This is a genomic window from Microbulbifer rhizosphaerae (assembly GCF_014191725.1).
Classification (GTDB): Bacteria; Pseudomonadota; Gammaproteobacteria; order Pseudomonadales; family Cellvibrionaceae; genus Microbulbifer; species Microbulbifer rhizosphaerae.
Genome location: NZ_JACHWZ010000003.1, coordinates 282,525 through 301,607, shown reverse-complemented (window position 1 = coordinate 301,607; position 19,083 = coordinate 282,525). Strand labels below are relative to the sequence as shown.

The 19,083-nt window shown below is 57.7% G+C and carries 20 protein-coding genes; 17 read left to right on the top strand and 3 right to left on the bottom strand.

Annotation, left to right across the window (positions count from 1 at the left end):
• The first annotated feature begins 16 nt into the window (after positions 1-16).
• A complete protein-coding gene (locus FHS09_RS04800; RefSeq protein WP_183457281.1) occupies positions 17-1,414 on the top strand; it encodes a tetratricopeptide repeat protein in 1,398 nt (465 codons plus the stop codon).
• Between the two features lie 22 nt (positions 1,415-1,436).
• On the opposite strand, the gene FHS09_RS04795 is transcribed toward FHS09_RS04800, so the two are convergent.
• Together FHS09_RS04795 and FHS09_RS04790 are read right to left on the bottom strand one after the other, a co-directional pair.
• Positions 1,437-2,477 (bottom strand): methyltransferase domain-containing protein, encoded by a 1,041-nt coding sequence (locus tag FHS09_RS04795; RefSeq protein WP_183457279.1) that lies wholly within the window; start codon positions 2,475-2,477, stop codon positions 1,437-1,439.
• 90 nt (positions 2,478-2,567) lie between these two features.
• On the bottom strand, positions 2,568-3,158 hold the full coding sequence (locus FHS09_RS04790; RefSeq protein WP_183457277.1) for an FMN-dependent NADH-azoreductase: 591 nt from the start codon (positions 3,156-3,158) through the stop codon (positions 2,568-2,570).
• 107 nt (positions 3,159-3,265) lie between these two features.
• On the opposite strand from FHS09_RS04790, the gene FHS09_RS04785 reads away from it, so the two are divergent.
• Together FHS09_RS04785 and FHS09_RS04780 are read left to right on the top strand one after the other, a co-directional pair.
• Positions 3,266-4,192, top strand: coding sequence for a LysR family transcriptional regulator (locus FHS09_RS04785; RefSeq protein ID WP_183457275.1), 927 nt, complete (start codon positions 3,266-3,268; stop codon positions 4,190-4,192).
• Positions 4,193-4,276: 84 nt separating this feature from the next.
• On the top strand, positions 4,277-4,798 hold the full coding sequence (locus FHS09_RS04780; protein WP_221191794.1) for a GNAT family N-acetyltransferase: 522 nt from the start codon (positions 4,277-4,279) through the stop codon (positions 4,796-4,798).
• Between the two features lie 135 nt (positions 4,799-4,933).
• Here the strand turns inward: FHS09_RS04780 and FHS09_RS04775 are convergent, their stop codons facing one another.
• Positions 4,934-5,773, bottom strand: a complete 840-nt coding sequence (locus tag FHS09_RS04775; RefSeq protein WP_246394477.1) for a mechanosensitive ion channel family protein — start codon at positions 5,771-5,773, stop codon at positions 4,934-4,936.
• Positions 5,774-6,068: 295 nt separating this feature from the next.
• On the opposite strand from FHS09_RS04775, the gene gap reads away from it, so the two are divergent.
• The 14 genes from gap (at position 6,069) to FHS09_RS04705 (ending at position 18,978) form a co-directional block, all read left to right on the top strand.
• Positions 6,069-7,070 (top strand): type I glyceraldehyde-3-phosphate dehydrogenase, encoded by a 1,002-nt coding sequence (gene gap / locus FHS09_RS04770; RefSeq protein ID WP_221191793.1) that lies wholly within the window; start codon positions 6,069-6,071, stop codon positions 7,068-7,070.
• A gap of 353 nt (positions 7,071-7,423) precedes the next feature.
• Positions 7,424-7,957: a hypothetical protein gene (locus tag FHS09_RS04765; RefSeq protein WP_183457270.1), complete on the top strand. Its 534-nt coding sequence runs from the start codon at positions 7,424-7,426 to the stop codon at positions 7,955-7,957.
• 301 nt (positions 7,958-8,258) lie between these two features.
• Positions 8,259-9,659 carry a F0F1 ATP synthase subunit beta gene (atpD, locus tag FHS09_RS04760; protein WP_183457268.1) on the top strand — a complete coding sequence of 467 codons (1,401 nt, stop codon included), beginning with the start codon at positions 8,259-8,261 and terminating at the stop codon, positions 9,657-9,659.
• Entirely contained in the window at positions 9,656-10,063 is a 408-nt protein-coding gene (locus FHS09_RS04755; RefSeq protein ID WP_183457266.1) for an ATP synthase subunit epsilon domain-containing protein, read from the top strand. Before atpD ends, FHS09_RS04755 begins: the two co-directional genes overlap by 4 nt.
• Before the next feature lie 90 nt (positions 10,064-10,153).
• Positions 10,154-10,429 (top strand): AtpZ/AtpI family protein, encoded by a 276-nt coding sequence (locus FHS09_RS04750; RefSeq protein ID WP_183457264.1) that lies wholly within the window; start codon positions 10,154-10,156, stop codon positions 10,427-10,429.
• Between the two features lie 3 nt (positions 10,430-10,432).
• Positions 10,433-11,131, top strand: coding sequence for a F0F1 ATP synthase subunit A (locus tag FHS09_RS04745; RefSeq protein WP_183457262.1), 699 nt, complete (start codon positions 10,433-10,435; stop codon positions 11,129-11,131).
• Positions 11,124-11,393, top strand: a complete 270-nt coding sequence (atpE, locus tag FHS09_RS04740; protein ID WP_183457260.1) for an ATP synthase F0 subunit C — start codon at positions 11,124-11,126, stop codon at positions 11,391-11,393. The genes FHS09_RS04745 and atpE overlap by 8 nt, the downstream gene beginning before the upstream one ends.
• Before the next feature lie 12 nt (positions 11,394-11,405).
• Complete coding sequence (locus FHS09_RS04735) at positions 11,406-12,161, top strand: F0F1 ATP synthase subunit delta (RefSeq protein ID WP_183457258.1); 756 nt, start codon at positions 11,406-11,408, stop codon at positions 12,159-12,161.
• Positions 12,154-13,629: a F0F1 ATP synthase subunit alpha gene (locus FHS09_RS04730; protein WP_183457255.1), complete on the top strand. Its 1,476-nt coding sequence runs from the start codon at positions 12,154-12,156 to the stop codon at positions 13,627-13,629. The genes FHS09_RS04735 and FHS09_RS04730 overlap by 8 nt, the downstream gene beginning before the upstream one ends.
• Before the next feature lie 10 nt (positions 13,630-13,639).
• Positions 13,640-14,530 carry a F0F1 ATP synthase subunit gamma gene (locus FHS09_RS04725; protein WP_183457253.1) on the top strand — a complete coding sequence of 297 codons (891 nt, stop codon included), beginning with the start codon at positions 13,640-13,642 and terminating at the stop codon, positions 14,528-14,530.
• Positions 14,530-15,273, top strand: a complete 744-nt coding sequence (locus FHS09_RS04720; protein ID WP_246394475.1) for a ZIP family metal transporter — start codon at positions 14,530-14,532, stop codon at positions 15,271-15,273. The genes FHS09_RS04725 and FHS09_RS04720 overlap by 1 nt, the downstream gene beginning before the upstream one ends.
• Before the next feature lie 305 nt (positions 15,274-15,578).
• Positions 15,579-16,988: a phytase gene (locus FHS09_RS04715; RefSeq protein WP_183457251.1), complete on the top strand. Its 1,410-nt coding sequence runs from the start codon at positions 15,579-15,581 to the stop codon at positions 16,986-16,988.
• A gap of 338 nt (positions 16,989-17,326) precedes the next feature.
• Complete coding sequence (locus FHS09_RS04710) at positions 17,327-17,977, top strand: response regulator transcription factor (RefSeq protein WP_183457249.1); 651 nt, start codon at positions 17,327-17,329, stop codon at positions 17,975-17,977.
• A gap of 344 nt (positions 17,978-18,321) precedes the next feature.
• On the top strand, positions 18,322-18,978 hold the full coding sequence (locus FHS09_RS04705; protein WP_183457247.1) for a response regulator transcription factor: 657 nt from the start codon (positions 18,322-18,324) through the stop codon (positions 18,976-18,978).
• Positions 18,979-19,083 lie beyond the last annotated feature (105 nt).

The following is a 19,083-nucleotide window of genomic DNA, read 5'->3' as shown; positions in this document are numbered from 1 at the left end:
CTTGACGTATCGAGAAATGATGAAGTTACAGGGAATTCAAAAACAAAAGGCCAAGGCTCTGTCCCAGCACAAGAGCGGTGCTTATAAAGAAGCCATCGCACTTTACCGGGAAATCCTTGCGAACTGCCCCGACGATGTGGACACCCTATCGAACCTTGGATCCGCCTATCGGTCGATCAAGCGGCCAGAAGTCGCGGTGCTTCTCTACCGCAGGGCGCTTGAATTAAAGGAAACCCGAGGGTATCGGTTCAATTTGGCCAATGCCCTCAAGGATTTGCATCGCTACCCTGAAGCCATCGAAACCTACCAGCAATTGTTGTTGGAGGAGCCAGGTAATTACCACTATCAATACAATCTCGCTGTCGCTCTTCGGGACAGTGGTGATCACCGAAGCGCGCTGGATGTTTTGTCCGTTATGGAAAGGCGGTATCCGTCAGATCATTCCATCCGTTGGGAGGTGGCACAGAATTTCCTGAGGCTGGGGGATTATCGCAACGGCTGGCGTTATTTCGAGTCCCGTTGGAAGCTGGGCAAAATTTCCCTGCCCGAGATGAATGTGCCGGTTTGGCGCGGCGAGCCGCTGGATGGGAAACACCTGCTGGTAGTAGCCGAACAGGGTTATGGGGATACGTTGCTGATGGCGCGCTATATTCCTCGTCTGGTTGCGTCTTCCTGCCGAGTAACCTTGTTATGCAAACCGGAATTGCACAGTCTTTTCAGTGACTCGCAGATATCCTGTGTCGAAAACCACCTGGAAGTTCCGGTTGTGGATTACCTGGTCCCGATCATGAGCCTGCCGGGCTTGCTGGACCCGGACAATCAATGCACTCCCGAGCCTTTTCCGTTTTCGGTGGACGGTGAAAGGGCAGGGTATTTCGAGCGTATTTTGCGCCCGTCTTCTGAGCGGCCGAATGTCGGTATCGTCTGGTCGGGCAGTATCACCTTTCAGAACAATCACAACCGCTCTATGCGGTTCAGCCGAGTGTTGAAGCTCCTGAGCCCGCTGGATATCAAGTTATACAGTTTTCAAAAAGGTCAGCCCCAGGGAGAACTGCGGAGCGCTGATATTGGGCATGCGATTGTTGATGTTGGCGATCTGTGCAACGATTTTTCCGATACCGCGGCCGCTTTGCAGTCAATGGATTTTATCGTAATGACGGACAGCAGCATCGCCCATCTGGCGGCGAGCCTGGGTAAGCCCGTCGTCAATCTGCTGGACTCCGCCAGTTATTGGTTGTACGGCGCTGAAGGCTTGAGTACCCCGTGGTATTCCTCGATGCATCTGGTTCGACAAAGAGTTCCCGGAAGCTGGGATTCCCTGGAAGAAGAATTTTATGAAGTGATTAAAAACTTGACGGACTCCATCGGCAATCGGTCGGGGTATCTGCAGGCGCGCTCTACTGCCCTTCATTGATCTGCCCAGCCTCCTACATCGGTCAGCAGCAGGGCGCTTCCCCGGAATTATTTGCAGTGGTATCGAAAGGCAGGCCGCCGCCGCAGCCCTCGAACAGGCCATAGTGCCTGCTGAAATCGCCGATAAATTCGAAGTGATCGGCAAAGCGGGTATCGCTCAGCATACGCCAGGTATTGCCGCATACCGGGAACACCCGTCCGGCTTCGATCAGGTGGTGTTTGTCCAGCGGGAACCGGTGGGGGAAGTTGGGCACTGTACCGCGGTAGATCACCGCCTGGCCGTAGTCCTCACAGTCGCTCTCCAGGGCGTCCAGTTTGAACAGGCGGTAGGTGGCGGAGAAAAAACGCAGGCTGTCGGTGCGCGCGGCCAGTTCCGGGTCGGTGATTTCCAGCGGCCGGTCTTCCGCCAGGCGCGGGTCGATAAAGCCGCTACCCTGGGCCAGGCGCAGGAAGTCGTTCCAGTAGAGGGCGCCGCCCAGGCACTCGCCGTAGAGCACCGGGTCCTCCCGCACTGCCTCCGGCACCCGGCGATCGGCGTAGACGTCGGAGAAATAGAATTCGCCGCCTTCCTTGAGCAGCCGGTGCACGCCGCGCAACACCGCGTCCTTGTCCGGCGACAGGTTGACCACGCAGTTGGAGACAATTACATCGAAGCTGCCGGGCTCCAGGTCCAGTTGCTCCAGCTGTTCGATATAGCCGTGCAGGAAGCGCACATTGTCGAAGCCGAACTCCCGCGCATGGTGGCCGCGGTGGCGTTCCGCCACTGCCAGTTGTTCCGGGGTCATATCCACCCCCACCACCAGGCCGTCGGGGCCGACCAGTTGCGCGAGCGCGTAGACGTCGCGGCCGGAGCCGCAGCCCAGGTCCAGCACCCGGCAGCCCTTGAGCAGCGGCGGGCAGACCAGACCACAGCCGTAGTAGCGAGAGAGCACCTCCGGGTGAATCTTGCTGAGCAGCGGCTTCAGCCACTCCGGTACCGCACTGGTATCGCAACAGGCTGTGGTTTTCAGGTCGTCGGAACTCTGCAGCTGGCGGCCGTAGTAGTCCTGTACTGCTTCGCGCATGGTTTTTCTCTCCGTTTATCGTTCAGTCGCACGCCGGGCGGATTTATTACGTTGCGAACTGTAGCCGATGAATCGCGGAGAGACCACGGGTCAGGCCAGCTGTGCGATCCTGTCCCGCGCGGCAGCCAGGCTTCCCTCCCTGGCGTCTTCTACCGCCATGCCCTCGGCGTGCACGAATTCCACATCGGCGATGCCGATAAAGCCCAGGAACTGGCGCAAAAGCGCGGTCTGCGAGTGGTCTTCGCCGTAGAAACCGCCACGGGTGATAAACACATAGGCTTTCTTGTTCTTCAGCAGTCCCTCCGGGCCTTCCGGGGTGTAGCGGAAGGTGATCCCCGCGCGGGCGATATGGTCGAAGTAGGCGCGCAGGGTCGATGGAATACTGAAGTTGTACATCGGGACACCCAGTACCAGCACGTCGGCCCCGGCGATCTCCTCCACCAGGCTATCGGAGAGTTTCACCATCTCCCGCTGTTCCACGGTGCGCTCTTCGGGCGGGGTGATAAAGGCCTGGAAGCGCTGTGCGTCCAGGTGAGGCGTCGGCTCTGCCGCCAGGTCGCGGGTGACCACGCGGCCATCCGGGTTGCGTGCCTGCCAGTTGCGGGCAAACCGCTCGGCGAGTTGGGAGGACTGCCCATCGCCCTGGAACAGGCTGGTCTGGATTTTGAGTAACGTTGCCATTTGACACCTCCAATAGGGGTTGTTTTTCGAGATGCCGGCATTGAAACATTGATTTTTTAGATAAAAAAATATAAAAATGTGTGATTATTCATCGAATGAGTAGATGTATGGAGAAGGGTAATCACACTGCAACACCGCATATCAGCCTGGAACAGTGGCGCTGCCTTGTGGCTGTGGTGGATGCGGGCGGCTACGCCCAGGCTTCGGAGCGGCTGCACAAGAGCCAGTCCTCCGTCAGCTATGCGGTGCAAAAGCTCGAGTCGGTACTGAATATCAAAGCGTTTTCCATAGCGGGGCGCCGGGCGGTGCTGACTCCCGCGGGAGAGATGCTCTACCGGCGCGCGAAAGTGTTGCTGGACGAGGCCGCCAGCCTGGAGCGCGCGGCGCACAAGGCCTCCGCCGGTTGGGAGTCGGAAATCGCCATCGCCGTGGAGACGCTGTTTCCCATCTGGCTGTTGCTCGACTGCCTGGACCAGTTCGGCGCCGAGAGTCCGCAGACGCGTATCGAGCTGCATGAAACTGTGCTGGGCGGAGCGCCGGAATCCCTGCAGGAGGGCAGGGTGGATCTGGCGATTTCACCCTATATTCCCCCCGGTTTCAGCGGCGAGCCCCTGCCGCGGCAGGCGCGGATCATTCCCGTCGCGCATCCGGACCACCCCCTGCACCAGTTGAAACGGGAACTGACCCTGCGCGACCTGCGCAAGCATCGCCATCTGATCGTGCGCGACTCCGGGTCCCAGCGGGACAAAAAAGCCCTCACTGTGGAAGTGGAGCAGCGCTGGGCCCTCTCCAGCATGGCCACCTCCATTGGTGCGGCCTGTCGCGGCTACGGATTCGCCTGGTTGCCGGAGGACAAGATCCGCAGCGAGCTGGAAGCGGGTATCCTCAAACCGCTGTCCCTGCGGGGCGGGGGAGAGCGCTATGTGCAGATGTATCTGATCTTCGCCGACCGCGACGCCGCCGGGCCCGGAGCCCTGCGCCTGGCAGAAATCCTGCAGGAACAGATGGCCGCCAGTTGCCCCGATCACCGTTGAGCCCGATGGGCGCCTATTTCACTTAGGGCCGCCCCGAGCGCACCTAAACTTCGGGTATGGAACCGAAAGGCGGAGTCTGCGGAAATGGTGACCGAGAAGAAGCTACGGGGTGGGCAGACGGTGAAAATCCGTCCCCTCCGCAAGGAGGACCTGGACCTGGAGCTGGACTTTTTCCGCAACCTGTCGCCGGAATCCAGGAACCAGCGCTTTCTCGGCGGTATCAGCACCAAGAACCCTCCCCAGAAACTGATCGATATGTTGCTCGACGTCGATCATTCCCAGAGTGAGGCCTATATTGCCCTAGCCGGAGAGGGTGAGGAACAGAAGCAGATCGGGGTTGCCCGCTACGCGGTGGACGCCGGCGGCAGCGCCTGCGAGTGCGCTGCGGTGGTTGCCGACGAGTGGCAGCGCCGCGGCCTGGGGACTCTGCTGATGAACCTCCTGATCGACAGCGCCCGCGAGCGGGGTATAAAGCGCATGTACACCATCGAATCGGCGGGAAACGCCAAGGTGCGCAAAGTGGCCCACACCCTGAGGTTCCGGTGCGAAGCCTACCCGGGTGATCCCACCCTGCTTGTCTACAACCTGGATTTGCAGGAGGAGTGACCTGAACGGCTACTCAGGTGAAACCCGTCAGTAACGCGACCAGTACCGTGGTGTGGGTGAATACGGTGCCACCATACAGACCCGCAATCTCTGCTGGCTCACCCGATTCTGCCGGGTTCTGATTCCAAACGGACTCTAAGCAGACGCGGCGCCCTCCTCGTCCCGGGGTTCCCCATACCAGAAACTGTAAAAATCTTCGATCACCCGCTGCTCGATATCGGTCGCTTCCTCCCGGGGGCAGAAGAGGGCGACGGTTACCACATCGTGGCCCAGTTCGTTGGTGGTAAAACTCACTTTTGCATCCGGGCCCGCGAGTTCGACGCCCATGCGGTGTTCGATCATTTTACAGTAGCGCTCCGCCACCTCCCGGAAGGCCTCGCAGTGCTCCCGTACCCGCTCTACGAGAAACGCCTTGGCCTTGAGGGGATTGGTGCCCTTGTTTTCGCGCACGATGGAGAAACTGTGCTCGATATAGCGTCGCATGAAGTTGAGGTTCTTGACCGGTTCGGAGAAAAACGCGCTATTGGGAATAAACAGCGTGGTGCCGGTATAGCCGTTGCCCAGGCCCTTGGGATCTACCTCCAGCAGGGTGGTGCTCAGCCAGTCGCTGTCGATCACCTCGCCCATCTGGTCGCCGATCTGGACCCAGTCCCCCACGGTGAAGGAACGCATTCCCGCCTGGTAGACGCCACCCACAAAGCAGTGCACCACCTCCCGCAGGGCCAGGACGATCGCGACAGAGAAGGCGGCGATGGAGAGCGCGAAGTCCCGCAGTTCGGAAACCCAGATGGCGATAACGCCCACCACCAGCAACAGGTTGCCAATGTTGTGGACTGTGTTGATACGCCGACGCACATCCTGTTTCGGCCAGCTCCGGCGCGTGAAGAAAAACGACAGCAACCAGCGCAACAGTAGGATGATGGAAACGGCGACCAGGGTGAGAACCAGTTTGTTTTCCAGGAGGGATTCCAGCATTGCAGCTCCACAGGGGGTGATTGGGTTTTGAGGCACACAGGATAAACCCATCGCAGGCGCGAGAAAATTCCTTCCGTTGGCGAGGGGGAGAGGGGGCGGCTATGCTGAGGTCGGAATCTTTCACTTGCCTCGCACCTGGTCAAGCCTGGGGTTGCCCCGGGAAATGTTACTTCCTGTAGGAGCCTGCTTGCAGGCGAACGGTGGCTGGCACAGAGCCTATCTAATTTCGCCAGCAAGCCGGCCCCTACAGGAAGCTGCACACGACTGGGTGCCATCCACCTCAAACAACGCGGATATGATGAAAAAAGTAGCAATCAATGGACTGGGGCGCATCGGCAGGCTGTTGCTGCGCCGCTACCTGCAGGGCGGTTTCAAGCGTTTCAACCTTGTCGCCGTCAATGACCCCATGCCCCTGGAGAACCTGCTGTACCTGCTGCGCTACGACTCAATACACGGCCGCGCGGACTTCGAAGTGTCCGGCGAGCAGGGCAAGCTGGCGGTCGGCGCACTGGAGCTGCCACTGTTCGCAGAAAAGGACCCCGCGAAGCTTCCCTGGAGCGAGGAGGGGGTCGACGTGGTAATCGAGTGCAGCGGTCACTTTACCAAGCGGGCGGGTGCGGCCAAGCATCTCGAAGCCGGCGCCCGGCGTGTCGTGATCAGCGCCCCTTCACCGGACGCGGATATCACCCTGGTTCTGGGGGTGAACGACGCCGATTTCGATCCCGAACACCATAAGGTGATCTCCAACGCCTCCTGCACCACCAACTCGCTGGCCCCGCCGCTGAAAGTGCTCGATGATGCATTCGGCATCGAGCAGGCACTGGTCACCACGATACACGCCTATACAGCCACCCAGAGCCTGGTGGATACGGCAGCAGGCAAGAAAATTCGCGGCCGCGCCGGCGCGATCAACATTATCCCCACTGCCACCGGTGCCGATGCCGCCACCGCCCTGGCGCTGCCCCAGTTGAAGGGCCGCTTGAGCGCGCTGGCGGTGCGGGTGCCGGTGGCGGATGGCTCCCTCACCGATATCAGCGCGCAGCTGCGCAATGCCGCCGACACCAAGGAGGTGAATGCGGCGTTCAGGGCGGCGGCGGAGGGGGACCTCAAAGGCATTCTCGCCTACAGTGAAGAGGATCTGGTTTCCTCGGATATTATCGGCGATCCCCATTCCGCAATCATTCACAGCCTCTCCACCCGCGCCCAGGGCAACCTGGTCAAGGTGCAGGCCTGGTACGACAACGAATACGGCTACGCCTGCCGCTGCCTGGATTTGCTGGAGCGCCTGCCGATGTAGGAGCCTGCTTGCAGGCGAACAAGAAAGTTAATAGGAAAGCGCCGAAAAATTCTTCTGAGAGAATGCCCCTAAGCATTCTTAATTGGTAAAAATTGTTACCAAAGATTTTGCACATCAGCAGAATTTCCCAGGATGATATATTTTGTCTACGGATCGATGATTTTAGGAAATATAGCGATGGCCGATGGAGCGAGGGGGTCTGGCTTGACCCGAGGCTGCGGCGCTAACGGTATGGATAGGGAAATCTTAGGTAGGATGGGAATAACTGTATGCGTGTTTATACTATTTCAGTCCACCATAGTATAGATATAGTTTCTAACCAATCCAGGATTCAGTCAAATAAGGAGAAAGCTGTGCATGAATTTAATTTTCGAAAAATTATGGTTATTTATCTACTTCTCATTTCGAGCGTTATTAATGGCTGTGATAGACATGCGGATAAGGCAGAGTTGTCAGCAGATATAGTGTTGCCTTCTGAGATGTTCAAGCAGGGAGTTTCCACTCCCATGGATATTCTGTTTCTTGAAGCTCAGGGAAGTGAGCTTCTGGATAAATACTATCTGTCCGAGTTAACGATGAATACGTCTACTCAAGGGGAAATAGGAATTATAGATCTATATTCTAAAGAGAAAGTGATGCGGTTTTTCCTGGATATAGAGAAACCAGGGCTTAAAGCCGTGAGCACTGATACAGGAAACCAACGGATCAATGAATTAGTTCTTGATAATTACACCGAATGGTGCGGAAAATGGCACAAAGGCGTAAATAACTACTGGCAGTTCTGCACAGGTTCAGACTGTACTGGAAGTGGCTCGGTACAATGGTGTATCAAGAAGGTAGATAAAGAGACTTGTGAGCAGGCGGGAAATTGTCCTACTAACGGTTAATTAGAAATAGTGTGCGTACGTCATATCAATGCGTCGTGAGGGTTCAAGGAGAGTCTTGCGGCATACTCGCCTATAGCGATGGGGAATTGATTGACCCCTCTGTACCTATGGAAAACCTAGTCAAAGTGAAGATGGGACACAGATATGAATGCGGCTAAACCTGCCTCCGCCTGGATTTGTTGGGGTGTCCGCCGTTGTAAGAGCTTGCTTGCAGGCGAACGAGGCCGTTAACAAGGTGCAATGTAATTTTCGCCTGCAACCAGGCTTCTACAAAGTGCCTCTCTGGTTTTAGAGGCAGTATATGCTCGAAACGGAAATAGCGGCAGACAGCCCCCAAGTGCAGATCGGCTCCATCGCCGAGGTACATGGCCCGGTGGTAGTGATTCGCTGTGCGCAGCTGCCGCCGCTGCGCCAGGCGTTGCGCGCATCCCTCGACCACGAAACCTACCTGTTCGAAGTCCACCAACACCTGGACCAGAAACATGCGCGCGCTATCACTCTACACCGTACCGCCGGCCTGAGCCGCGGGATGCCGGTATTCGACACCGGTGCGCCACTGCATGTGCCGGTCACCCCGGAGTGCCTGGGGCGGCTGCTGAATATCTTCGGCGAGCCGCTGGATGACGGCGAGCCGCTTGCGGCACAGGACTACCGAAATATTCACGCCACGCCGGCAGCACTGTGGGACGCGGTGGGTACCGGCGCTATTATGCAAACCGGAATCAAAGTCATCGACCTGCTGTGCCCCTTTGTCAGGGGCGGCAAGACCGGCCTGTTCGGCGGTGCCGGGGTGGGCAAGACGGTTCTGATAATGGAGTTCATGCACGCGGTGGCCGCGCTGCACAGCGGTGTGTCGGTATTCGCTGGCGTCGGCGAGCGCATTCGCGAGGCCCACGAACTCTGGTACGAGATGCGCGAGGCGGGGGTAATGGACCAGACGCTGATGGCCTTCGGGCAGATGGACGAATCGCCCGGGGTCCGCTTTCGGGTCGGCCTGTCCGCGCTGACCTACGCGGAATACCTGCGCGACACACTGCAAAAGGAAGTACTGTTCGTGATGGACAATATTTTCCGCTTTGTGCAGGCGGGCAGCGAGATCTCCAGTCTGCTCGGGCGCATGCCCGCCACCGTCGGCTACCAGCCCACGCTGATCAGCGAGGTGGCGGAGCTCCAGGAGCGCATTCTCTCCACCCGGGAGGGCGCAATTACCGCGGTGCAGGCGGTCTATGTGCCGGCGGACGATATGACTGATCCAGCGGTGAGTGCCATTTTCAGCCACCTGGATTCCTCGGTGGTGCTGTCGCGGGCGCAGGCGGGGAAGGGCTTATACCCCGCGGTCGATCCGTTGCAGTCCAGCAGTCAGGTAATGGACCGGCATACCCTGGGCGATCGCCACTACGTGGTGGCCCAGGAGGTGCGCGAACACCTGGCGCGCTATCGCGAGTTGGAGGACATTATCGCCATGCTCGGCATCGAGGAGCTGTCGCGGCAGGACCGCCGCATCGTACTGCGGGCGCGCAAGCTCCAGCGCTACCTGACCCAGCCGTTTATGGTCACCGCCTCCCACACAGGTATCGCCGGCGTCTCGGTGCCATTGCGGGAAACACTGGAGGATTGCGAAGCTTTTTTGCGCGGCGATTACGATGAGCTGCCGGAGGAGGACTGCTATATGCGCGGCAGTATGGGGAAAGGCGCGCGGTGAAAACCTTCAGCCTGCAACTTCTGTCCGCTACCGAACAGCGACGGATTGACGGCGTCACTTCCTTCGTCGGTGAGGACGCCTCCGGTAGTTTCGGCATCCTCGCCGGACATATGCGCACAATGACCGCGCTGGTATTTGGTCTGGCGCGTTTTCGCCGCGTCGAAGAGGGATGGCAGTATCTGGCGCTGCCCGGTGGACTGCTCTATTTTCTCGACGACCAGTTGCAGATTTGTGCCCGCCGCTACCTGATCGACAGCGACTACGAGCGCATTTCGGGACTTCTGCAACAGCAGCTGCTGGCGGAGGAGCGGGATCTGCACGAAATGAAAGAAAGCCTGCGCCGGATGGAGGAATCCATTTTGCGCCGGCTTTGGGAAGTCGGGCGCCAGTCACCAGGGCGCTGAATAATATGTAGGATGGGCAAAGCGCAGCGTGTCCATCAATCAGCCCGTGGTGGGCACGCTGCGCTTTGCCCATCCTACATTACTGTTTCTATGGCAACGGACAGGGACAAACAGCTGCGTGAAAAAGTCGAGCGCCAGGCCAAGCGAATGAAGCAGGCCGAGCGCGAGCGCCCGACACTATTCGCGCAGACCATCTATATCGGCACCCTGGGCCTGGTATTTGTGCTGCCGGTGGTGGGCGGTGCCTATCTGGGCAATTGGCTGGACAGCCTGACCGCCGGCTATTCCACTCGCTGGACTCTCAGCCTGATCTTCGTTGGCCTGGTGGTGGGTGCCTTCAATGTGTATCTGTTGATTCGGGAGTAGTGAGTGAACGGCAGCGAGTTATTCCCCTCGGTACTTTTTCGCGTAGGGCCGCTGCAGATCACCGGCACCGTGATCACCACCTGGGCGATTGTCGCCGCCATCGGATCTGCGGCCTGGCTGCTGTCGCGCCGCCTCCGGCTGCAACCGGGTGCGCTGCAGACCCTGGCGGAAGGTGTCGTGATTGCGGTGGAAGACGCCATTCGCGCGGTGGCGCCGGATCACGTCAAGCTGCTGCTGCCGTTTATCGCCAGCCTGTGGATCTTCCTGGTGGTGGCCAATCTCTGCGGATTGATTCCCGGCGTACATTCGCCCACGCGGGATCTCTCCGCCACCGCGGCGCTGGCAATACTGGTATTTCTGTCGGTGCACTGGTTCGGAATCCGCAGCCAGGGACTGAAACGCTATCTGCGCCACTACCTGACCCCGAGCCCGATACTGCTGCCGTTCCACCTGATCAGCGAAATCACCCGCACTGTCGCCCTGGCGGTGCGCCTGTTCGGCAACATCATGAGCCTGGAAATGGCTGCGCTGCTGATTCTGCTGGTGGCCGGTTTTCTGGCGCCAATTCCTATACTGATGCTGCACATTGTCGAAGCCCTGGTTCAGGCCTATATCTTCGGCATGCTGGCACTGATTTACGTTGCCGGCGGCCTGCAATCACAACAGCTTAGGCAACCACCACAAGGAGAGCGCCATGAGTGATATGACCTGGTTTGCGCTGCTTTCGACCATCGCCGCGATACTCGGCATGGCGATCGGCGTATTGCTGCCGGCCTACGCCATGGGGCGGGCGATCAGCAGCGCGCTGGACGCGCTGGCGCGGCAGCCGGAAGCGGAGCGTTCGATCATGCGCACCCTGTTTATCGGCTTGGCGATGATCGAGTCCCTGGCCATCTATGTGCTGGTGATCGCGCTGATCGTGCTGTTTCGCAATCCACTGTTGGAATATCTCATCAAACCGTAGGGATATTTCCGCATGGAACTCAGCTGGTCGACCTTCCTGCTGGAAATCGTCAATTTCCTGGTGCTGGTGTGGATACTCAAGCGGTTTTTCTACAAGCCGTTGCAATCCGTTATCACACGCCGCCGGCAGGACATCGAACAGCGCCTGGCGGAAGCGGAAAAAATGCGGGAGGAGGCCGAGCGGTTGCAGCGGGAGTACGAGGGCCGCATGAATGATTGGGAGCGCGAACGCCAGCGGGCCCGGGCAGATCTGCAGGAAGAGATGAAAGCCGAGCGCGCGCAGCTGGAGCAGGCATTGCAGGAGGCCCTGCAACAGCAGCGGCAGAAGGCCGAAGTGATTGAGCAGCGCCGCCAGCGGGAGCAGCGGCATCAGCTGCAACAGCGGGCGCTGGAGCAGGGCAGCCACTTCGCCGCGCGCCTGCTGGAACAGGCCGCCGGCCCGGAACTGGAAACGAATCTTCAGCAACTGCTGCTGGCCTCGCTGGCGGAACTGCCGGAGGATCGACTGGCGGAACTGCGACGGCAGTTGCCCGCGGCTGGAGAGCCGGTGGAAGTATCCAGTGCCTTTCCCCTGTCCGCCGACCGGCGCGAACAAGTCCGAAATGGATTGCAGCAAATACTGCAGAACACTGTGCACTGCCATTTTTCAGAGGACAGCGACCTGATAGCGGGTTTGCGCCTGGTTATCGGTCCCTGGGTGCTGGGTGCAAATGTGCGCGATGAACTGCGGGGGTTTGCGCGGATAGCGCGGGGCACAGACCGTGAATAACGAATTGCTGCAGCGCCGGGAGGACTGGCTGAGGAGCTACCGCCCTCAACTGCGCATTCGCGAACAGGGTCGCGTGGTGTCGGTAGGCGACGGTATCGCCTGGGTCGGCGGGCTGCCCACCGCGGCCATGGATGATGTACTGGACTTTGCCGACGGCAGCCGCGCCCAGGTTTTCGATCTCACAGGCGAATTGGTGGGGGCGATACTGTTGAGGGAAACCCGGGATCTCACCGCCGGCACTGCCGTACGCCTGTATGAGAAAAAACTGGGTATCCCCGTGGGCGACGATCTGCTGGGGCGGGTAATAGATCCGCTGGGCGATCCCCTCGACGACGGCGCCGCGCCCGAGTGTTCCGACTGGCGGCGCCTGGAAATGCCCTCGCCGGCAATTACACAGCGCGATTTTGTGCACCGGCCGCTGTATACCGGCAGCAAGGTGCTGGATACCATGATTCCCATCGGCCGCGGCCAGCGGCAATTGCTGATCGGTGACGAGGGCCTCGGGCGCAGCTCTCTGGCACTGGACACGGTGATCAACCAGCGGGATCAGCAAGTCTATTGCGTCTATGTACTGATCGGCCAGAAGCGCTCGGCAGTGGTCACCACTATCGAGCTGCTGCGCGACTACGGCGCACTGGATTTTTCCACCGTGGTGGTGGCCGAGGCCAGCACCCTGCCGGGACTGCGACACTTGGCACCATTCACTGGTTGCAGTATCGCCGAATACTGGATGCGTAGGGGATTGCACACGCTGGTGGTGTACGACGATCTCTCCACCCACGCCAAGACCTACCGCGAACTCTCGCTCTTATTGCGTCGGCCGCCGGGGCGCGAGGCCTATCCCGGCGATATATTTTCCGTGCACGCGCGCCTGCTGGAGCGGGCCACATGTCTCAACGCGGAACAGGGCGGCGGCAGTATGACCGCGCTGCCGGTCGTGGAGACCAAGCAGGGGGAGATAGCGGCCTATATCCCCACCAACCTGATCTCCATTACCGATGGCCAGATCTACCTGGATCGCGAGTTGTTTACCAGTGGTTTCCGCCCGGCCATCGATATCGGCAAATCGGTATCCCGCATCGGCGGTCGCGCCCAGCACCCGGCCATCAAGTGGGAGGCCGGACGCATGAAGCTCGACTACCTGCAGTTTCTCGAACTGGAAATGTTCACCCGCTTCGGCGCCAGGCTGGAGGCGGGCATGGAAAAAGCCATCCGCCGCGGCCGCGTGCTGCGGGAGATTCTCAAGCAGGAGCGGCTGGCGCCGCTGTCGATCGAGTTCCAACTGGCGTGGATGATCGTCTTTAATGACGGCCTGCTGGACGGCGTGGAGCCGCAACAGGTACAGGACCTGATGGCAGGGCTGCAGGGCAGGGTGGAGGCCAGCGGCCTGCAGCTGGACGACCCGCGCGAGCGGTGGGTGGCGCTCGCGCAGGACTGGCTGTCGAGTGCCGCGGGAGCCCAAAAGTGAGGGGAGAGAGGTGAGCCGTCGCCACGAGCTGCAGCGCCACGGGCAGCAACTCGGCGAGACACGCGAGATTGTCAGCGCCATGAAGGCGATGGCTTTTATCGAGGTGCGACGCCTGGGGCGTTTTCTCGACAGCCAGCGGCGGACGGTGGAAACCATGCGCACCGCCGCCGCGGACTTCCTCAGCTTTTTTCCGCAGGCACTGCCCCCGCCGCAGGAGCGGCAACTGCGGCGCATCTACCTGCTGATCGGTTCCGATCGGGGTTTTTGCGGCAACTTCAATGAAAGCCTGATACAGCGTTTGCACCGGTGTCTGGTGGAAGAGCCTGTGGAAGGCGACGGCACAAAAGCGGGCATTATCGGTTGGGGGCAGAAGCTGTGCGTCAAATTGGGAGAACACCCGCTGCTGCTGGCGGCCGTCGAGGGCGCCGCGGTGCTGGACGAGGTGGGCGCGCGACTGCTGCAACTGGTGAACCGGCTCTCGGAACTGCAGGCCGGGGGCGCCATAGCGCTGGTGGTGCTCTACCACGACCCGCAGCGGCAGGGCGTGGCAGTGCGCGAACTGCTGCCCCCGTTTGAATCGCTGCGCAGTGCGCCGGAAAAATTCCCCTTTGCGCCCGGTTTAAATCTGGCACCCGGCGACTTTCTGCGCGAGCTGGTGGAGCAGTACCTGTTCGCGGCCCTGCACGAAATACTCTACGTCTCCCTGATGGCGGAAAACCAGCAGCGCATGCAACACCTGGAAGGCGCTCAGCGCTACCTGGACGAAAAACTGGAAGCGCTGCGCCGCAGGAGCAACCAACTGCGCCAGGAGGAGATAACCGAGGAAATCGAGGTGATACTGCTGAACGCCGACAGCGCAAAACTGCCACCGCGGAAAAAATCCGGGGAAGGCGATCACTGATGCCTGACACTCTGGCTTGGATTATCGCCGGCGGCCTGCTGATGAGCGCCATCGCCATGGTGGGCGGCGTCACCGCGTTTATGAAGCCTGCCACTCTGGAGCGAATACTGCTGCCGCTGGTTTCCCTGGCCGCCGCCACACTCCTCGGCGGCGCATTCTTCCATATGCTGCCTGGAGGCCTGGAATCCCTCGCGCCGCTGGCCGCAACCGCCTGGCTGGTGGCGGGTTTCAGCGCCTTCCTACTGCTGGAACAGTTGCTGCACTGGCACCACTCGCACAGCGCTCAAGAGGAGAGATACCGGCCGGTGACCTACCTGATCCTTCTCGGCAATGGTATCCACAACTTTATCGGTGGCCTCGCCATCGCCAGCACCTTCTTGATCGACCCCCGCGCGGGCATCTCCGCCTGGATCGCCGCCGTCGCCCACGAGGTGCCGCAGGAACTGGGCGACTTCGGCGTGCTGGTACACGGGGGCTGGTCGCGGCGGCGCGCACTGACGTGGAATGTGCTGTCCGCGCTGACCTTTCCACTTGGAGCCCTGATCGCCTATGCGATTTCCCGCCATTTCGACGTGGTCTGGCTAATGCTGTTCGGTGCTGGCAATTTTGTCTATATCGCCGCGTCGGACCTGATACCGGAAATAAAACAGCAGGCCAGCCTGCGAACGGCGGCGGTACATTTCGGATTCTTCGCCGCCGGCCTGCTCCTGATGTTTATTCTCGCGTGCTGCTTTTACCACTGAGTAGCGCCAGAAATCGACGGTGACGCTATATTCAGAATAATTGGGGAACTTATACACGTCACACTTCCACCTTGAAGAAATACTTCAACCTCTGTGCCAGAGAAGGTTTTATGTTTGTGGTCAAGCACAACAACGGCGGCTGGATCCCTTCTATCGCACCAGTCTGCCAGACTCGTCAGGAGATTATGAACAGATTCCAAGGACCTGTAGGCGAGCGCATCGCTCAATGTTTACTTTTTTGAGCAAATAGGCATTTATAATTCCTATACTCCTGTTCCACCGACACGAATCAGGAGGGATTCGCAATGAGAAAAGTCATATTACCGAGCAACCGCAGCCTGAGCGTCCGTTCCGTCATGATGCCCATACTGGGCACGACGATGCTGGCGGGAACTGGGGGCATGGCCGCAGTGATGCTGGCGGGAAGTGTGAGCACGGCCGCGGCGCACGACGGATCGGGGCAGTCAGTTGAAGTCGAGCCTGAGCTGGAGATCAGGCCCACGTTCGACGACGAGGCGGGCGGATACCGGGCGACCGATGATGCGGCGATCTGGATTGATCCGAACGACACTGAAGACAGCCTGGTGCTGGCCAGCCAAAAAGAGGGCGGGCTGGCGGTGTACAACATGGATGGTGAGCTGCAGCAAGATATCCCAGCGCCGCCTCCGCCGGGGTCGAATGACCAGCCGGGTCGTATCAACAACGTCGATGTCGCCTACAACTTCCCGTTGTTCGGGTACGGCTGGGTCGATATCGCGGTTGTCAGCGATCGCGGGCTCGACCAGGTGCGTACCTATGTGATCGACCCCCACGATCCGAATGGCCCGCTGACTGACGTATCGGCGGCGAGCTTGCCGTGGATATTCTCTGCCAGCCAGGAAGAGGTGAACGAGGAGTTCACTGCGTATGGGCTGACCGCCTGGCAGCGGTTCGGCAATACCGAAGTATTCGTCACGCAGAACGGCGAAGCGGTCGTCGCGCACCTGCGCCTGTTGAGCCAGGCCGACGGCACTGTCACCTACGAACAAGCCGGTACCATCGAGCTGCCGACGCAGTTTCTACTGCCTGATGGTACAACGTGGGAACCGTGTACCGATCCGGATGAGCGGCCGTTCGCTGAAGGGCTTGTCGTTGACGACGACAGGGGAGTCCTCTACATCGCCCAGGAAGCGGTGGGCATCTGGAAGGTACGGGTCTGGCCTTATCAGGGGCATCCCCGGCTGGTCGACACTGTTGGTGAATACGGAGTGCCCTGGACCTATGAGGCTGACGCCGAGGAGGAGTGCGTGATCCATTACGACCAGGACCCCGGTTATGGCGGTAAATGGCTCACCACCGATGTCGAGGGATTGGCGATCTATGACGGAGGTCATGGCCGCGGCTACCTGATCGCGTCAAGCCAGGGCAGCGATACCTTCGTGATTTACGACCGGGGATGGGGTAACTCTCCCATCGGTGAATTCCGGGTGGTGGCCGATCACGGTATCGATGGCGTCAATGGCACGGATGGTTTTGATGTCACGAATGTCGACGTTGGTGGCGAATTCGAAGATGGCTTGATTGTGTTGCAGGATGAACCGAACACGCCCGACATCTACGACGACGAAGGTGAGTTGCGCGACAACGCCAACTTGAAGTTCGTGAAGTGGGGCGATGTGGCCGAGGCATTCAAGCCAGAGTTGATCGTGAACACCGGTCCCGATCCACGGGACTGATGAAGATACGGCATGGCCCATTCACGAGCAACGCTAATGGGTCGCTGCCGGCATTCCGCAACCTGGTGAGAGCCTCGACACGACTGTTTTTCCCTTCCGAGTTTAGGTTTGCGATGTATTTATAATCCTTATGAAAATTCTAGTTAAATGTAAATTGATATCTCTATTGTTGCTGTTAATCAATTGTATAGATGATTTGTCTTTTTATAAAAATATCCGTAAATAAAAAATTTTGCGACAAATACCATAAAGTGTGACAAGAGCACGATTCTGAAAAATTAAAAAATAGAAACTTACTATGAACAATAATCGGTATAAAAATTATGAACACGTCAAGGATGAAAACACGGGTTCTGATCGCCGATTCCTATCCAGCATTTGTGATGGGTGTTGAATCCACTGTGCAAAATGAGCCAGATCTACTTCTGGTTAGTAAGGCGCAAGAAGGTGTTCAGGCTGTCCAGGAAATTCGCCGCTTGCAACCGGATGTCTGTCTGGTTGAACTGGAACTACCAAAAATAAACGGCTTGAATATTATTGCATCAATTTCCCGTGAAGGAATTGCAAGTCGAATCATAATTATGACGGGATCTGCCAAAGGCTCTGTTATTCATCGAGCTTTCACCGAAGGCGCTGCTGGATTTTTAAGCAAACGGGAACCGCTGGGAAAAATCTATAAGGCTATTCGAAACGTCTATAACGGCTCTCAGGTTTTATCTGAAAGCCTTAAGATGGAACTGAAAAAATATCAACAATCACAAAACTGTATTGTTGCCGATATTCCTCCGCTGATGCATTTCCTCACTGGTCGTGAACTTGAAGTTCTGCGATGCATTGCTCGAGGAATATCTATTGTGGAAACAGCGCGTGAACTTCATATGAGTGCCACAACAGTCAAGCATCATCGGCATGTAATTTTCGCCAAGCTTGGTGTTGCTAATGCCCCAGCTGCGGTTTACACCGCCATGCGGGGAAACCTTCTTCCTTAATACTCCTACCTTATACCGCGATTATCCATCTGCTATTTTAAGCTAAAAGTCCGACCAAAAGTAGGATTGTTAATTTATTCTATGGGCGATAGCGTAGCCAATAACTTGGTATAAGCAGAGGGATTTAATACTTAAATAAGCATATATTTTATATGCATGATTAATTAAGAATAGCCTAATAGTTAATTATATTGGAGTTGAAAAATATCTGTAACGATAAAATAATCCATAAAAAATGAAAGTTATGGTGTTTTATTTTAGGTAAGAAGTATATGAAAGACGGTTAATGACAGTTTATTGATTGTAAATAATAATCTGGCGAAAAAGTTATGAACACGTCAAGGATGAAAATACGGGTTCTGATTGCTGACTCCCATCCGGCATTTTTAAGAGGGGTCGAGTCCGCCGTGCAACAGGAACCTGATCTAACTCTGGCCAGCAAGACCGAAGAGGGTACTCAAGCTATTCGGGAGATTCGCCGTCTACGCCCGGATATCTGCCTGGTCGAGCTGGAGCTACCGAAAGTCAATGGCTTGAATATTATTGCGTCGATCGCTCGTGAAGGAATTGCAAGCCGAACCATAATTTTGACGGGATCTGCCAAGAATTCCACTATTCAGCAGGCTATCACCGCAGGCGCTGCTGGATTGTTAAGCAAACGAGACCCGTTGGAAAAAGTCTGCAAAGCTATTAGAAACGCCTATAACGGATTGCAGATTCTATCGGAAAATGTTCAGGCTGAGCTGGAAAAATACCAAGCGAAAAAATCGCAAAATTCCGTTGTTACCGACATCCCTCTACTGTCTCACCTTCTCACTGATCGTGAGATGCAAGTACTGCGCTGTATTGCTCGTGGAATATCCATTGCCGAAACGGCACGTGAACTTCACATGAGCGCAACAACGGTCAAGCACCACAGGCAAGTAATCTTTTCCAAGCTTGGTGTTGCTAACGCTCCAGCCGCGGTTTATACCGCCATGCGGGAAAACTTGCTACATTAAACTACCTACTTATTATTTCTGGATGAAAGTCCGACCAAAAGTAGGATTGTTAGCTTTTCCGGTAATCGATAGTGTAGTTGCTAATCTAATGGATACCGGGGGCGA